This is a genomic window from Nitrospirillum goiasense (genome assembly GCF_034427435.1).
In the GTDB taxonomy this organism is placed as follows: Bacteria; Pseudomonadota; Alphaproteobacteria; order Azospirillales; family Azospirillaceae; genus Nitrospirillum.
The window spans coordinates 1,266,484-1,282,015 of record NZ_JAXQNP010000002.1; the positions used below are offsets into that span (position 1 = coordinate 1,266,484).

Below are 15,532 nucleotides of genomic sequence, written 5' to 3' on the forward strand. Positions count from 1 at the left end.
CGTTTTGTTCTTATGATGCCTTTCCCTCAAGGGAATGTGGGTGTATCAAACCATGGCCCCATCTTCTTGAGTAGGACGCCGTTCCATGCCGCTTGACCTTGTTTCCCTGGCCCTTGGCTTCGTCGCGGCGCTGGTCGTGGCCCTGGTGGCCGCCCGCCTGGTGGGGGCCGGTGCCCGCGCGGAACAGGCGGAGCGGCTGGCCCTGCTGGAGGCCGACCTGGCCGCCCTGCGCGAGGCGAAGGCGGATGTCGACCGCCGCCTGGCGGTGGAGGGGGAACGGGCGTCGCGCGTCCCCCTGCTGGAGCGGGACCTGGCGGCCCTGCGCGAAGAGGGCGCCCGCCTGTCCCAGGCGCTGGCCGCGTCGAAAGAGGCGCTGGCGCGCGAGCTGCGGCAGGCGGATGAGAAGCTGGCCCTGCTGACCCAGGCGCGTGAAACCATGGCCAAGGAGTTCAAGGTTCTGGCCGATGAGGTCATGACCCGCCACGGCGAGACCTTCGCCAAGCAGAACCGCACCCAGCTGGACGGCCTGCTGGCCCCCTTACGCGACCGCATGGTGGAATTCCAGCAGGGCCTGCAACTGGCCCATACGGAAAGCGCCAAGGACCGGGCGGCGCTGGCGCAGCAAATCCGCCAGCTCACCGACACCAGCGCCCGCATGACCAGCGAGACGCACAACCTGACCCAGGCGCTGAAGGGCAAGGCCCAGACCCAGGGGGCCTGGGGCGAGATGATCCTGTCCACCATCCTGGAACGCTCCGGCCTGCGCGAGGGCGAGGAATATGTGACCCAGGAAAGCCGGACGGACGCCGATGGCGGCCGCCTGCGCCCCGATGTGGTGGTGAACCTGCCCGGCGGGCAGCGGGTGGTGATCGACGCCAAGGTGTCGCTGACGGCGTTCGAGGCGCATGTGAACGCCGCCGATGAGGTGGAACGCATGGCGGCGCTGGCCCGCCACGTCGTCTCCCTGCGCAGCCACATCAAGACCCTGGGCTCCAAGGATTACACCGGCGCCGTGGGCAGCGGCCTGGATTACGTCCTGATGTTCGTACCCATCGAGGGCGCGCTGGCCGTGGCGGTGCAGGAGGATCCGGCGCTGACGGCCTATGCCGCCGACATGAACGTGGCCATCGCCACCCCCACCACCCTGATGGTCGCCCTGCGCACCGTGGCCAACGTCTGGCAGGTGGAGCGCCGCAACCGCAACGCCGAGGCCATCGCCGACCGCGCCGGCAAGCTGTACGACAAGTTCGTCGGTTTCCTGGACGACATGCGCAGCCTGGGCACCCAGCTGGACCGGGTGCAGAAAAGCTACAGCGGCGCCATGACCAAACTCAGCACCGGCACCGGCAACCTGGTGCGGCAGGTGGAGCAACTGAAGGACATGGGCGCCAAGACGTCCAAGGCCATTCCCGCCGACCTGCGCGAGGATGGGCCGGAGGAAAAGGCGCTGGCCCTGGATCCCGGCGGCACCCTGTCCCTGACCTGACAAAACCTGTCCTCCCGGCCGCTCGACTACCCGAAAGGTTCAGCGAATTCAGGGTTGACAACGTTGTCTGATCCTGGGAACCTCGATCTATCCACCGGGGGTTGCGCTGATGGTCGCGCGCCGTACCCGGAATGATAAGCAGGGACGGGATCGCACCATCATGGCACCAGGATCAAAACCCACGTTTCCTTGCGGCCGTTGACGGCGGCGGCGCGGCGTGCCCGCGCGTGAGGGCGAGGATCTTGGTGCTGGCCGAGTAGGGGGTTGTTCTCCCAGAGCCCCCCGCCAGGCGGCCGCGTCGATTTTGAGGATTTCAGTCTGGGCACCCTCAAGCGACGCGGCCGTCTTTTTTTGATGCCGGTGTTTTAAGGCGCAGGGTTGCGGTGTTTACGCCGTATTACCCATGCCGGAGCATCGTCCGGTGCCGACCGGGACCCACGTCCATGCCCATCCTCTTCGTCCGCCTGGCCCGTCGCCTGAACGACCGGGGCCGTGGTTTCGACCTGGCGGTGCTGGCGGCGGTATGCGCCTTTCTGACGGCCGTGGTCTTGAGTTCCCCGCCCGACGCGACGGTGGACACCGCCGGGGCCGCCACACCCTCCCAGGTGGCCGACGGTCAGGCCGGCCACTGAGCCTGAAAGCCCGCCATCGGGTGTGGGGCGACGCGGCGGCGCCGCGAATAGTTCCCCACCCCTTCGCCCTGGGCGTTAAGCTGGCGGTTCCACCCTTGGGGAACCGCCCGCATGACCGTGACAGCCCCTACCGTGACAGCTTCTCCGGCCCGCCTTTGGGACATCAGCCAGCCTTTGCGCCCCGGCCTGCCGGTCTGGCCGGGCGATACGGCTTTTGGTGAAGAGCGGACCTGGTCCATCCAGCCGGGCTGTCCGGTGAACGTCAGCCGCCTGGTCATGTCCACCCACAGCGGCACCCACGTCGATGCACCCCTCCACTATGATGCCACGGGCCTGACGGCGGGGGCGTTGGACCTGGCCCCATATCTGGGGCCGGCACAGGTGATCACCGTGCCGCCCGGCGCGCCCTTCGCCACGGCGGATCACGTGGTGCCCCATTGGCGGCCCGGCGTGCCGCGCCTGTTGCTGCACAGTTATGACCGCTTTCCCCATGAGGCGTGGCGGTCGGACTACACCGCCATCGATCCGGCGCTCATCGATTGGCTGGCCGGGCAGGGCGGGGTCTTGCTGGGCACGGACGCGCCGTCGCTGGACCCGCAGGACAGCAAGGATCTGCCGGCCCATACCATGCTGAACCGCCATCGCCTGGCGGTGCTGGAGGGCTTGGTGCTCGATGCCGTGCCGGACGGGATTTACGAGCTGATCGCCCTGCCGCTGCCCCTCAGCAACGCCGACGCCTCGCCCGTGCGCGCCGTGCTGCGGGAATGGCCTCAGAGATAGGCCTTGGCGAAGAAGTACACGGTCATGGCGGTGCCGGTGACGATGACGAAGCGTCGGACATAATCCCCGGGCAGGCGCCGCGCCACGTCGGCGCCCAGATAGCCGCCGGCGATGGCCGACACCATCATGGCCAGGGCGGGCGCCCACACCACGCGGCCGCTGAGGGCGAAGGTCAGGGTGGCGATCGCGTTCAGGCTGCCGCTCAGCAGGGTTTTCCAGGCGTTCATGGCGTGCATGTCGCGCAGGCCGAACAGGGTCATGGCCGCCATGGACAGGATACCCACCCCGCCGCCGTAATAGCCGCCATAGATGGCGATGACGAATTGGCAGCACAGCAGGGCCGTGGGCGTCAGGCGCACGCTGCCCTCCAGCAGCGCCGCCAGGCGCCGACCGAAGGTGAATACCAGGGTCGCCATCAGCAGCAGCCACGGCACCAGGGCGACGAACACCGACTCCGGCGTCCACAGCAGCAGCAGGGCGCCGGCGACGCTGCCCACCAGGCTGACCGCCACCATGGGCACCATGCCCACGCCCTGGATGGGCTGGAACTCCCGCCTATAGGCATAGACGCTGGCGAAAGACCCGGGAAACAGGGCCACGGTGTTGGTGGCGTTGGCGGTCACGGGGGGCAGGCCGGCGAACACCAGGGCGGGGAAGCCCAGGAAGCTGCCGCCGCCGGCGACGGCATTCAGGATGCCGGCCACGAAGGCGGCACCGATCAGCAAGGCCCAGGTCCAAGGATCCATTGGAAATGTCCGTTCGGGGCGGCGGCGGCGTCCCCGAAGGCTTCGTCAGGGGGCCGAGGCCGGGGGCACGTCGTGCAGCACGCGATAGAGTTGGAAGCCCTTGCCCTCATGGACCAGATCGGCCAGGCCCGTCAATTCCCGATGCCCGGCTTCGGTGTTCAGCACCATGACGTAGTCATAGTCCCGCTGCCAGTCCTGCCAGAAGTAGGTGCCGGCGGGGAAGGGGCTGGCCACCGCCTTCATCATCTCGCCCGTGCTGGGCGGGTCGCCGTCCTCGCGGTCCACCCGCTCGGTATAGGCGGGCTTCACGGTCAGGATCTGCTTGCCGGCCACGCTGAAGGCGGTGCTGACCAGGCTCTGCCGGTCGATGATGGCCAGGCAGGGGGCATGGCTGAAGGCGGCGTTGAAGTTGACGTCACCCGTGGGCACTGTCGCCTCCGCCACCAGGATGGTCGACCCCGGTTCCACCGCCGCCATGGAGGCGCGCATGTCCTTGTAGACCTGGCTCAGGGGCATCCAGTCGCCGACGATGACCACGCTGCGGGCCACGATGATGCCCAGGATGGCGGCCAGCGCCGTCATGCGGCCCAGGCGGCCCCGGAACTCGAACCGGACGAAGCCCAGGCACAGGAACAGCAGCGCCACCGGCAGCCGTTCGTCGGCATAGGCGGAGCCGAACAGGATGGTGGGCATGGCGACGTAGGTGACGGCGCCGGTGGCCAGCAGCATCCACCCGGCGGCGTGCAGGTGCATGCGCCGCGTCGCCAGCAGGGCGGCGACGACGGCCAGGGCCACCCAGCCCAGCGGCACCTCCCAATTTTCATGGAAGGTGGTGACCAGAAGGCGCAAGCCCTCGCCCTTGCCCACCCAACTCCACACCACCTGGTCGGCCAGGCCCAGGGTGGGGCTGGCGGCCAGCAGGGGGAAGACCAGCAGGAAGGGCAGGGCCATCAGGCCCAGGTGGCGCAGGGCCTGGCGCCAGGGGCGGCGCAGCAGGCCGGGCGCCTCCAGGCAGAAGATGGCCATGCCATAGAGGCCGACGGCGAACAGATGACAGACGAACAGCACCAGCACGGTGGCCGTGGAGGCCAGCAGGCGCTGCAGGTGCGATCGGTTGCGCAGCGACAGGCGGATGGCCGTGCCCCACAGCGCCAGCCCGATGCCGAACAGGAAATTGGTGAAGCCCAGCAGGAAGATGCCGTTGTACATGAACGCCATGGCCAGCAGGGCGTTGGCGCCGCCGGGTCCGTGCTCCGTGCGGTGCAGGGCGCGGTGCAGGGCCCAGGTGCCGCTGACGATGCTGATGATGATGGCGGCGATGAACAGCTTGCCGGCCACGAACACGCCCACCAGGCGCACGAAGGGCGGCACCACCAGGTCCATGGCCAGGTTGGGGATGACCTGCCAGTCAATGGCGTAGAACCGCTGCAGCAGCGGCTCCTGCCCCAGCCGCGCGATGATGTCCATGCGCGCCAGGTGGTTGGCGTAGTCCGTCAGCGGCGGCACCAGCACGAAGAACAGCGGGGCCAGGACCACCGCCAAGGCGACAAGGCCCAGCACCGTCGCCACGGGCAGGTCCATGCTACGGGGGCGGGCATCGCTGCGCGCGCTGGCATCCAGGGCAACCATCATCCTCGCCAATTAACAGGCCGCTCTCGCAGTGCACAAGACAATCAAAAGAGGGACAGCCAGCGAAAGGGGAATACGGGATCCCCCGTTTATGCTGGCGCTACACTTTGCCTCACGCGCCGGGCTTCTGGAAGCGGGGCGCCGATGATCGCCGTTGCTGCGGCAAGATGGTCAGGCGGCTTGCCGGCGGCCCGGTGGCGCCCCGGCATTTCCGATTAAATTTTTTGACACGCTGTCGTTTTGTGATTCGGCTTGTGTCGCGATGCCGATTCCCCTAACGAAGCAGGCCAGAGAAATAGCGGGTGCGTCCCAGGAACGGGTGGCCCCGCGCGATGGACAACGGGTGGGCACATCCGCCGCGGCTTGGGGGCCGACGGCGGCAGGGCGGCGCGGGCGTGAATGGACAGGGTTCGCCGTATCCCGGCCAGGGACGGCGGGGCGCGTCCGTCCGGGCGGGACCGCGCAACGGGCACCATACTTTCCAAGGATTTGGGCATGCAGGCACAGGTCACGGCACGCGTTCGGCATCCGGTGGGTTTCTGGTTCGTCTTCTGGGGTGAGTTGGCCGAACGCGCCTGCTACTACGGCATGCGGACGCTGCTGGCGCTCTACATCACCTCGCAGCTGGGCTTCTCCGACAGCGACGCGGCCACCGTCATCCAGATTTTCATGGCGTCCTGCTACGCCTTGCCGCTTATCGGCGGCGTCATCGCCGACCGCTGGCTGGGCCGTTATCCCACCATCATCTTCTTCTCGTTCCCCTACATCTTCGGTCAGGTGGTCCTGGGCTTCGCCAGCAGCCCGTGGATGCTGTACGCCAGCCTCGCCATGCTGGCCATGGGCGCCGGCGCCATCAAACCCAACGTCAGCCCGCTGATGGCCCGCATGTACCAGGAGCAGGGCAAGGAAGCCCTGATGGACAAGGCCTTCAGCTATTTCTACGTGGCCATCAACATCGGCGGCTTCGTCACCTCCTACGCGCTGCCCTGGGTGCGCGACAAGGCGGGCTACCAGGTGGCGCTGATGCTGCCGGCCGCCCTGATGACGGTGGCCCTGGTGGTGTTCGCCGCCGGCAAGCGCTTCTATCCGCAGGAAAACGCGGCCGACCGCGCCGCGGCCCGCGCCAGCACCGGCCAGCCCGCCGCCAGCATGACGCCGGAGGAACGCACCCGCCTGGTGCGCATGCTGCTGGCCTTCCCCATGATCCTGGTGTTCTGGATGGCCTATGACCAGACGGCCACCACCTGGGTGTTCTTCGCCCGCGACTACATCGACCTGAATTTCTGGCCCTTCGGTTTCGAGCTGACCCCGGACCAGCTGCAGGCGGTCAACCCCCTGATGATCATCCTGCTCACCCCCATCTTCAACGCCTTCTGGGGTGGCGTGGACCGGCGGCGCGGCACCCTGACGCCGGCGCGCACCAAGGTGTTCGTGGGCTTCGGCATCACCGCCGTCTCCATCGCCATCATGGCGCTGGCCGGCCTGCTGGCGACCAAGGACCACCCGGTCAGCATCTGGTTCATGCTGGTGTCCAACATCGTGCTGGGCTTCGGCGAGCTGTGCATCAGCATGATCGGCCTGCAGTGGGCCTACATGGAAGCGCCGGCCCGGTTGAAATCCTCCATCACCGCCGTCTTCTACCTGACGGTCTTCGCCGGCGACATGGTGGGCGGGCTCTATGTCCAGCTGTATGACCGGCTCTCACCCGTCGCCTACTTCGGCGGGCAGGTGGCGCTGCTGGTCCTGGCCGGGGCGATCTTCTACGGTGTGGCCCTGCGGCGCCAGCGGGTGCCGGCCGTCGCCTGAACCACCCCGCGCTCGCGGTGAAGGGCCCCGACGTGACGGGGCTTGATGGACCGCAAAAGAAAAGGCCGCCGTCCCCTGCCTGGGACAGCGGCCTTTTTCTTGATCCTGCCGATTTTTTGTCCCGGTCAGGAGAGACGATGAGGGGTCAGGCGGCGCCCGCCGTCGGGGTAGCCTCGGTCAGCCCGTTGTTCAGGGCCCAGATGGCCGCCTGGGTGCGGTTGTTGCAGTTGATCTTGCGCAGCAGGCTCTTCAGGTGGACCTTCACCGTCGCCTCGGTGATGTGCAGGCCGTTGGCGATCACCTTGTTGCTCTCGCCCTTGACCAGGGCGCGCAGGATCTGGGTTTCGCGCATCGACAGGCCCTTGTGCGGACCGGTGGCGCCGACGGTGCCGGCGTGGTTCTGCTGGGTCAGCAGAAGCGCCAGGTCAGACGGGAACACCTTCTCACCCAGCATGACCAGGTGCAGCGACTGGATCAGCGCGTTGGAGGAGCGGTCCTTCGTCAGGTAGCCGTCGACCCCGGCCTCCAAGGCCATGCGCAGGCGCCCCGCGTCGAAGCCGTTGGTCAGGTAAACCAGCCGGGCCTCCGGGAACGCGGCGTGCAACTGGCTGACGGATGTCCTGAATTCCGCCGTGTCCGTCACGTCGAACAGGACCAGGGCGATATCCCGGGCGGACGGCTTGCCCCCCGGTGTATCATTTGGTGTAGGCGCGGCCAGCTCAGCGCGAGCGGCATCGGCATCACGCGCCTCCGCGACGACGCGGAAGTCCTGGGGCAGCAACTGTCTCAAGCCCTGGCGAAACAGGGTACTAGGGTCGATCACCAAAACATCATGGGTGGCCATGATCCAAACCTCCGACGCAGGTGCAACTAGCTCGGAGTGTTTAATATTGGCCCTTTCGCGTTATAAAACAACCCTCACTTGTGTCCTGTCGCTTTAGCCCTTTCGCGTATTCACCCCGCAGTAGCTAGCCAGGAAAGGGCTTGACGGGTTTCGAAAGGGGTGCCGGCTCAACGGCGGTAGCGCTTTTCCTGCATAATTTCCAGTTGTAGCTGCTGGATTTCCGTGAGTCGTTTCCATTGCCGCTGGATGAGATAGTCAATTTTTTCGTGTAAATGACGTATTTCCAGCTCAGCTTTCAGGTTCACCCGGTAATCGTTTTCCGACCGCAGGCGGTCCTTCGCCTCCTGCCGTTTCTGGCTCATCATGATGATGGGCGCCTGGATGGCGGCCAAGCAGGAGAGAATCAGGTTCAGCAGGATGAAGGGATAGGGATCGAACGACTTCTCGCCCTCGAAGCCGCTGAAGATCATCCAGGCGATCAGGAAGGCGCCGAAGGTGAGGATGAAGGTCCAACTGCCGCCGAAGCTGGCCAAATGGTCGGACATGCGCTCGCCCAGGGTGCGTTCCTCGGCGTAGCCTTCCTCGATGTTCTCCGCCAGGGTCTCATGGGTGGCGATGCTTTCCGCCACCTGACGGTCCAGTTCCGTCAGCTCGCCCTTCTCCTGCTGCAGCAGTTCCTCGACATAGAGGGAGCGATAGCGCGCCACCACCCCCCTGCTGACCAGGGCGTCGGCGGGCAGGCCGGGATGGTCCCGGCGGATGCGGACCGCCAGGCTGGGACGCAGGGTGTCCAGGCTGATCAGGTCGCGCTTGGGGCGCAGCTTGCCCGTGACCCCGCAGGCCACGCGCTTTCCACTGGCCGGGGCGGCGCTATCGGAGGCGGGCGCCCCGTCCAGGCCGGGCTCGTCTTCCATGCCGCCTTCGTCGTCGCCCTCATCACCAAGATCGATGTCGGCCAGTTCCTCGGCCTCGGCCGCCAGTTCGGCGGCCATGGCGGCTTCCTGCGCTTCGTCCCGTGCCGGTTGAGCCGTGCCCTGGTCTTGCGGGTTCATGCCGCCGCGCCCCTCTTCCATCGCACTTGTCCCTCTTGATCCTGGCTTTTGGCTGCTCAACCCCTGACGCCGGGGGCCACCGATATTGATAAGCGTTTCTATAACCGAACTATGACAATTTTCCGCGACCTCTGGATGGGATGATATGTCCCGCCCGGAGAACGGGCGTGTGGGGCAGGGTGCCGCAGCCAAAGAAAAACCCCGCCGGCGGACCGGCGGGGCTTCCCTTGAAGCAGGCTCTCCGCCCCCTGGGTGACCACCTCGGGTGACCCAGGGGAGAGAACGGCCAGCCTTAGAACGTGAACTGCATACGGCCGCCGAAGGACTGCCAGTTGTCGCCCACCTGGGTGTTGTTGGTGGCGGACGAGTACTTCTTCACGTCGATGAACTGGTAGTCCAGCATCATCTTGACGTTCGGCGTGGCGTACCAGTTCAGGCCCAGGGTCCAGACTTCCTGCTGGCCGCCGCGCACGCGGTTGGCGGTGTTGGTGGCCCAGGTGTCGGAGTTCAGGTTCAGGAAGCTGTAGCGCGCCACGGCTTCCCAAGTGCCCCAGTTGCCGGTCATCGGGTTGAAGGGCTTGTCCACCGTCGGGGCGCTGAAGGCGCCCTGGTTGGCGACGTAGTTGCGCTTCTGGCCGGTCAGCACCCAGCCGGCTTCGGCGTAGTAGCCGAAGAAGCTCGGGTCGTTGGTGGCGGCCGGGGTGAAGCGACGGGTCAGGTCGACCTGGTAGCCTTCGCCCTGCACCCAGAAGCTGTCGTAACGCACCGCGGCTTCACCGCCGTAGATGGTGACGTCGCTGACGTTGATGTTGCCGGTGTTCAGAATGGCGCCCAGGCCGCCGTAGCGGTTTTCCGGACGTTCGGACAGGGACACGACGTGCGCCTGGGCGGGCGTCACGCTGCCGGCGACCAGGTTGGTCTGCGGCGGGGCGTACAGATAGCCGATGTCGGCGCCCAGGTGGACGATGGTGTGCTCGTCGTTGACCGGGCGGTAGGCGGCGCGGGCGAACACGGCGTGCTGGTCGTCACCGGTGGTCTGGGCGCTGGTGTTGACGGTGTCGCCGGTCAGGTAGACGTCGGCGAAATAGTTATCGCCGAAGGTGCGGACGCCGGCGGACAGGCGGCCTTCGCTGGCCACCAGGCCGGTCACGACGTTGGTGATGCCGGGACGCTCGACTAGGCCAATGTCGTTGGAGCTGATGCTGTCTTCGAAGGTGAAGGCCGGCTGCATGGCGCCGACGTCGACGATCCAGCCCTTGAAGCCGTTGTACGACAGCTGCGCGGTCTGCAGACGTCCGCTGGCGTTGGTGCGGCCGGAGAAGTCGGCCGTGGCGTTGTAGGTCCAGTCATTGAACATCTTACCGGCGAAGCCGATGTAGGCGCGACGGAAGTTGAAGCCGTCGGTGATGTCCTTGTTGGAGCGGTTGTCCGGGTTCTTCGTGTCCTGCATGTTCCAGCCGTAGTCCAGCTGCATGCGGCCGACGGGCTGGAAGGTGAAAGCCTTGTCCGCGGACGAGAACGTCGGGATGCCGTTCGGGAAAGTGATGCTGGGCAGGTTCGCCGTGGCGGCGGTGGCGGAGGTGGCGGCCTTCTCGGCGGCGGCCTTGGACTCGGCTGCGGCCTTGTTGGCGGCGTCGGTCTGGGTCGCAATGGCCTGCAGCTGCGCCTGCAGCGCCTGGATCTGCTTGTTCAGCGCGTCGATCTGCGCCTGGGTGGCCAGCGGGGTGGCGGCCGCGGCGGCGGTGGCGGAGGCGGCGTTCGACTTCTTGGTTTCTGCAGCGGAGGCACCGGCGGCGGCGAAAGCCACGCCCAGCACCGTGCCAGCGAGCAACACGGTCTTCAGGTTCATTTCCTAGATTCTCCCATCATCCGGTCTACGGCATGCCGCCCAATCCCGGGTTTCGGGGCCGACGTCACGCGTTTGGAGCGTTTGGGCTGCGGCCCTCACGAAGCGCTCGGTAGCAATATAGCATGACAGCGAGACTGCTGAAGGTTGACAGATTTATTAAAGGGGCTGGCTGTGGCCGGGATGCAACAGTTCCGAGTCGGGTGTTTTAGCGGGCTTAAAGTAAGGCGGGCCAACAAATTACGGACTACCGTAGTAGAGCCGCGGCCAGGGGGACTCGGCGAAAAAAAAGCCGAGCACCCTCCATTGCATCTATAGTGTGGTGAATAGGGCGCACCGGGGTGCGTGCTTGCGGTGGCGGATGCTGCCGGGATGCGGGGGCAGAAAAAATCCGGTGGCGCCGCTGGTCCGGGCGCGCTTGAGAAGTATTTAAGAAACACCAAAAGCCCGCGAGCCCGGCCCGGCGGCGGCGGTGTTGCGCGTTGGCGGCGGGGTACGGGGCGTGAACGGGGGCGGGGCCTGCGACAATAGGCCCACAGTTTCACAAAACCGTAACATAGTCGTCACCAAAGGTTCAGGACCCGGAATCTAGGGTCCGCCCGTCGAGACGGGATCAGGAGCGGTCGCGGGGGCATACCCCCTGGGCGGACCGGCCGGGGCCCCGAGATGGTCGACTAAGACGTTCCAACCCGTGGGGGAATCCCGTGAACTTTCAACCGAAGAACCTGCTGAAGGGCATGGTTGCCGCCGCGGCCGCGGTGATGATGGTGGGCGCCGCCCAGGCCGCCGACATCAGCGGCGCCGGCGCCACCTTCCCGTACCCCATCTACGCCAAGTGGGCCGAGGCCTATAAGGCCAAGACCGGCGTGGGTCTGAACTACCAGTCCATCGGTTCCGGCGGCGGCATCAAGCAGATCAAGGCGAAGACGGTCACCTTCGGCGCCTCGGACATGCCCCTGAAGGCTGAAGAGCTGAAGGAAGCGGGCCTGCAGCAGTTCCCGATGATCATGGGCGGCGTCGTCCCGGTCATCAACGTGAAGGGCATTGCCCCCGGCCAGATCCAGCTGGACGGCCCGACCATCGCCAAGATCTACCTGGGCCAGATCGCCTCCTGGGACGACCCGGCCATCAAGGCGCTGAACCCCGGCCTGAACCTGCCCAAGACCTCCATCGTCCCGGTGTACCGTTCCGATGGGTCGGGCACGAACTTCCTGTGGACCACCTACCTGTCCAAGGAAGACAAGGAATTCTCCGAGCGCGTCGGCGCCAACACCTCGGTGCAGTGGGCCGCCGGCCTGGGCGCCAAGGGCAACGAAGGCGTTGCCAACATGGTGAAGCTGACCGACGGCGCTATCGGCTATGTCGAGTACGCCTACGCCAAGCAGAACACCTTGACCTTCACCAAGCTGAAGAACAAGGAAGGCAAGATCGTCAGCCCGGAAATCAAGGCCTTCCAGGCCGCCGCCGCCGGTGCCGACTGGGCCAACGCCCCGGGCTTCTACCTGGTGCTGGTCGACCAGCCGGGCGCCGACAGCTGGCCGATCACCGGCGCCAGCTTCATCCTGGTGTACAGCCAGCCGCAGGACGGTGCCGCCGTCGCCGAGGCCCTGAAGTTCTTCGATTGGGCCTACAACAACGGCCAGGCCGCCGCCGAGCAGCTGGACTACGTGCCGATGCCGGCCGCCGTGATCTCCCAGGTCGAGAAGTCCTGGTCCACGATTAAGACCGCCGACGGCAAGCCGGTCTGGTCGAAGTAACAGTACTCGGGTAAGAAGGATGCGCCCCCGGGGTCAGCCCCGGGGGACGGAGGTCGGGAGAGGGGTCGCCAACGGCTCCTCTCCCTCTCTGTCGGCTTCCTTCACGTACATCCGGGTTTTTTAGGTCATCGCGTTTTCGTTATCGCAGGGCCTATGGCCGGAGGGGTGCTTTGGTGGACATGGCGGTAAAGGCATCGGACATCAGCGCGGAAAGTCCGCGGGCGCGCACGCAGCGCCGCAACGACCTTCTGTTTCGCAGCGCCACCCTATTCTTCGCCCTCCTGGTGCTGACGCTCCTGGGCGGCGTGATCATCTCCCTCATCCATGGCGCGCTGCCGGCCTTGAAGGCCTTCGGCTTCGGCTTCGTCACGACCGAGATATGGAACCCGGTGACGGAGAAGTTCGGCGCGCTGGCCCCCATCTACGGCACGCTGGTCACCTCGGTCATCGCCATGCTGGTGGGTGTGCCCGTCAGCTTCGGCATCGCCATTTTCCTGACGGAACTGTGCCCCGCCTGGGCCAAGCGGCCCATCGGCATCGCGGTGGAGCTGCTGGCCGGCATCCCCAGCATCATTTACGGCATCTGGGGCCTGTTCGTGTTCGCGCCCTTCCTGCAGCGGACCGTGCAGCCTTTCCTGATCAACACGCTGGGCAACGTTCCGGGCATCGGCGCCTGGTTCAAGGGCCCGCCCTACGGCATCGGTGTTCTGACGGCCGGCCTGATCCTGGCCATCATGATCCTGCCCTTCATCACCTCCATCACCCGCGACGTGTTTGAGACCATGCCCGCCATGCTGCGCGAAAGCGCGTACGGCCTGGGCGCCACGACCTGGGAAGTGGTGCGGGACATCACCATCCCCTACACCCGTGTGGGCCTGGTGGGCGGCATCATGCTGGGCCTGGGCCGCGCGCTGGGTGAGACCATGGCCGTGACCTTCGTCATCGGCAACTCGCACCACATCGCTTCCTCCCTGTTGGCGCCGGGCACCACCATCTCGGCCGCCATCGCCAATGAATTCACCGAGGCGGTGGGCGACACCTACACCTCCTCGCTGATCGCGTTGGGCCTCGTCCTGTTCATCATCACCTTCATCGTGCTGTCGCTGGCCAAGCTTATGCTGGTGCGCATGAACCGCAAGGCGGGGACCTGATCCATGGCCATCACCGATATGTCCCCCGGCACGCCCGCCGGTTCGCCGCCTGGCACCAACTTCGCCATGGGCCGTTACAGGCGGCGCAAGGTCGGCAACACCATCACCATGGGCCTGGCCGTGGGCGCCGCCGTCTTCGGCCTGCTGTGGCTGGTCTGGATCCTGGCGGTGCTGCTGATCAACGGCCTCAGCGCCATCAGCCTGGGCCTGTTCACCCAGAACACCCCCCCGCCCGGTAGCACCGGCGGCCTGCTCAACGCCATCTTCGGCAGCCTGGTGATGACCGTGCTGGGCATGGTCATCGGCACGCCCATCGGCATCATGGCCGGCACCTACATGGCCGAATACGGCAAGGGCACCAAGCTGGCGGAGGTGACGCGCTTCATCAACGACATCCTGCTGTCGGCGCCGTCCATCATCGTCGGCCTGTTCATCTACACCATCGTCGTGGTCCCCATGGGCCACTTCTCGGCCTGGGCGGGCTCCATCTCGCTGGCCGTGCTGGTCATCCCTGTGGTGGTGCGCACGACCGAGGACATGCTGAACCTGGTCCCCGGCTCCCTGCGCGAGGCCGCCGCCGCCCTGGGCGCGCCGCGCTGGAAGGTCATCGTGCAGGTGACCTACCGCGCCGCGCGCAGCGGCATCATGACCGGCATCCTGCTGGCCGTGGCCCGCATCAGCGGCGAAACCGCCCCCCTGCTGTTCACCGCCCTGAACAATCAGTTCTGGAGCGTGAACATGAACGCCCCGATGGCGAACCTGCCGGTCACCATCTTCCAGTTCGCGCTCAGCCCCTATGAGGATTGGCAGCGGCTGGCCTGGGGTGGTTCGCTCCTCATCACGGTCGCCATCCTCGCCCTCAACATCGGCGCCCGCATGCTCGCTTCCATCGGCACCAAGAAAGGCCAGTGATCCCCATGACCGCGCTTTCCATGACGGCGGAACAGTCCCAGGCGGCCCTCGCCACCGACGGCGACATGCGCGAGAAGATCAGCGTCCGCAACCTGAACTTCTACTACGGCGGCTTCCACGCCCTGCGGAACATCAACCTGCCGCTGTTCGACAAGCGGGTGACGGCCTTCATCGGCCCGTCTGGCTGCGGCAAGTCCACGCTGCTGCGCATCCTGAACCGCATCTATGACCTCTACCCCAACCAGCGGGCGGAGGGTGAGGTGCTGCTGGACGGCGAGAACCTGCTGTCGCCCAAGCAGGACCTGAACCTGCTGCGTGCCCGCGTCGGCATGGTGTTCCAGAAGCCGACGCCCTTCCCCATGTCGATCTACGACAACGTCGCCTACGGCATCCGGCTGTATGAGAAGCTGAGCCGGGCCGACATGGACGTGCGCGTGGAAGAGGCCCTGCGCAAGACCGCGCTGTGGGGCGAGGTGAAGGACAAGCTGCGCCAGAGCGGCCTGTCGCTGTCCGGCGGTCAGCAGCAGCGCCTGTGCATCGCCCGCGCCGTGGCCGTGCGCCCGGCCGTGTTGCTGCTGGACGAGCCGACCTCGGCGCTGGACCCCATCTCCACCTCCAAGATCGAGGAGCTGGTGGATGAGCTGAAGCCCGACTACTGCATCGCCATCGTCACCCACAACATGCAGCAGGCGGCCCGCGTCTCCGACTTCACCGCCTTCATGTACCTGGGCGAACTGGTGGAATACGGCGCCACCGACACCATCTTCACGGCGCCCAAGGAAGAGAAGACGGAACAGTACATCACCGGCCGCTTCGGCTGATCCGGCGGGTGCTGGCGATGTGAAAGGAAGGGCGGCATCCTCGGGGATGGCCGCCCTTTTTCCATAGAAG

13 protein-coding genes are annotated in these 15,532 nt (G+C 66.3%); 8 read left to right on the forward strand and 5 right to left on the reverse strand.

Annotation, left to right across the window (positions count from 1 at the left end; all coding sequences use genetic code 11):
* Positions 1-85 precede the first annotated feature (85 nt).
* From ULB03_RS08315 to kynB, 3 genes are all read left to right on the forward strand, one after another.
* Complete coding sequence (locus ULB03_RS08315; protein ID WP_322482716.1) at positions 86-1,486, forward strand: DNA recombination protein RmuC; 1,401 nt, start codon at positions 86-88, stop codon at positions 1,484-1,486.
* A 443-nt stretch (positions 1,487-1,929) separates the two neighbouring features.
* Complete coding sequence (locus tag ULB03_RS08320) at positions 1,930-2,118, forward strand: hypothetical protein (RefSeq protein ID WP_322482717.1); 189 nt, start codon at positions 1,930-1,932, stop codon at positions 2,116-2,118.
* 111 nt (positions 2,119-2,229) lie between these two features.
* Complete coding sequence (gene kynB / locus ULB03_RS08325; RefSeq protein ID WP_322482718.1) at positions 2,230-2,898, forward strand: arylformamidase; 669 nt, start codon at positions 2,230-2,232, stop codon at positions 2,896-2,898.
* On the opposite strand, the gene ULB03_RS08330 is transcribed toward kynB, so the two are convergent.
* Positions 2,889-3,644 carry a sulfite exporter TauE/SafE family protein gene (locus ULB03_RS08330; RefSeq protein WP_322482719.1) on the reverse strand — a complete coding sequence of 252 codons (756 nt, stop codon included), beginning with the start codon at positions 3,642-3,644 and terminating at the stop codon, positions 2,889-2,891. The genes kynB and ULB03_RS08330 overlap by 10 nt on opposite strands.
* Before the next feature lie 45 nt (positions 3,645-3,689).
* The gene (locus ULB03_RS08335; protein ID WP_322482720.1) at positions 3,690-5,276 is read right to left on the reverse strand and encodes a hypothetical protein; all 1,587 of its coding nucleotides are present in this window, start codon (positions 5,274-5,276) and stop codon (positions 3,690-3,692) included.
* Positions 5,277-5,768: 492 nt separating this feature from the next.
* Between ULB03_RS08335 and ULB03_RS08340 the strand changes: the two genes are divergently transcribed.
* Positions 5,769-7,079: a peptide MFS transporter gene (locus ULB03_RS08340; protein WP_322482721.1), complete on the forward strand. Its 1,311-nt coding sequence runs from the start codon at positions 5,769-5,771 to the stop codon at positions 7,077-7,079.
* Between the two features lie 145 nt (positions 7,080-7,224).
* Here ULB03_RS08340 and ULB03_RS08345 read toward each other — a convergent pair whose 3' ends face one another.
* The 3 genes from ULB03_RS08345 to ULB03_RS08355 all read right to left on the reverse strand — a co-directional run bounded on the left by ULB03_RS08345 (position 7,225) and on the right by ULB03_RS08355 (position 10,824).
* Positions 7,225-7,923 carry a response regulator transcription factor gene (locus ULB03_RS08345; RefSeq protein ID WP_322482722.1) on the reverse strand — a complete coding sequence of 233 codons (699 nt, stop codon included), beginning with the start codon at positions 7,921-7,923 and terminating at the stop codon, positions 7,225-7,227.
* 167 nt (positions 7,924-8,090) lie between these two features.
* Positions 8,091-8,975, reverse strand: a complete 885-nt coding sequence (locus ULB03_RS08350; RefSeq protein WP_322482723.1) for a DUF1003 domain-containing protein — start codon at positions 8,973-8,975, stop codon at positions 8,091-8,093.
* Positions 8,976-9,267: 292 nt separating this feature from the next.
* Complete coding sequence (locus ULB03_RS08355; RefSeq protein WP_322482724.1) at positions 9,268-10,824, reverse strand: OprO/OprP family phosphate-selective porin; 1,557 nt, start codon at positions 10,822-10,824, stop codon at positions 9,268-9,270.
* A 701-nt stretch (positions 10,825-11,525) separates the two neighbouring features.
* On the opposite strand from ULB03_RS08355, the gene pstS reads away from it, so the two are divergent.
* From pstS to pstB, 4 genes are all read left to right on the forward strand, one after another.
* Positions 11,526-12,578 (forward strand): phosphate ABC transporter substrate-binding protein PstS, encoded by a 1,053-nt coding sequence (gene pstS, locus ULB03_RS08360; protein WP_322482725.1) that lies wholly within the window; start codon positions 11,526-11,528, stop codon positions 12,576-12,578.
* A gap of 179 nt (positions 12,579-12,757) precedes the next feature.
* A complete protein-coding gene (gene pstC, locus ULB03_RS08365; protein ID WP_322483805.1) occupies positions 12,758-13,729 on the forward strand; it encodes a phosphate ABC transporter permease subunit PstC in 972 nt (323 codons plus the stop codon).
* Positions 13,730-13,732: 3 nt separating this feature from the next.
* Positions 13,733-14,641, forward strand: a complete 909-nt coding sequence (gene pstA, locus ULB03_RS08370; RefSeq protein ID WP_322482726.1) for a phosphate ABC transporter permease PstA — start codon at positions 13,733-13,735, stop codon at positions 14,639-14,641.
* 5 nt (positions 14,642-14,646) lie between these two features.
* Positions 14,647-15,462 carry a phosphate ABC transporter ATP-binding protein PstB gene (gene pstB, locus ULB03_RS08375; protein ID WP_186455605.1) on the forward strand — a complete coding sequence of 272 codons (816 nt, stop codon included), beginning with the start codon at positions 14,647-14,649 and terminating at the stop codon, positions 15,460-15,462.
* Positions 15,463-15,532 lie beyond the last annotated feature (70 nt).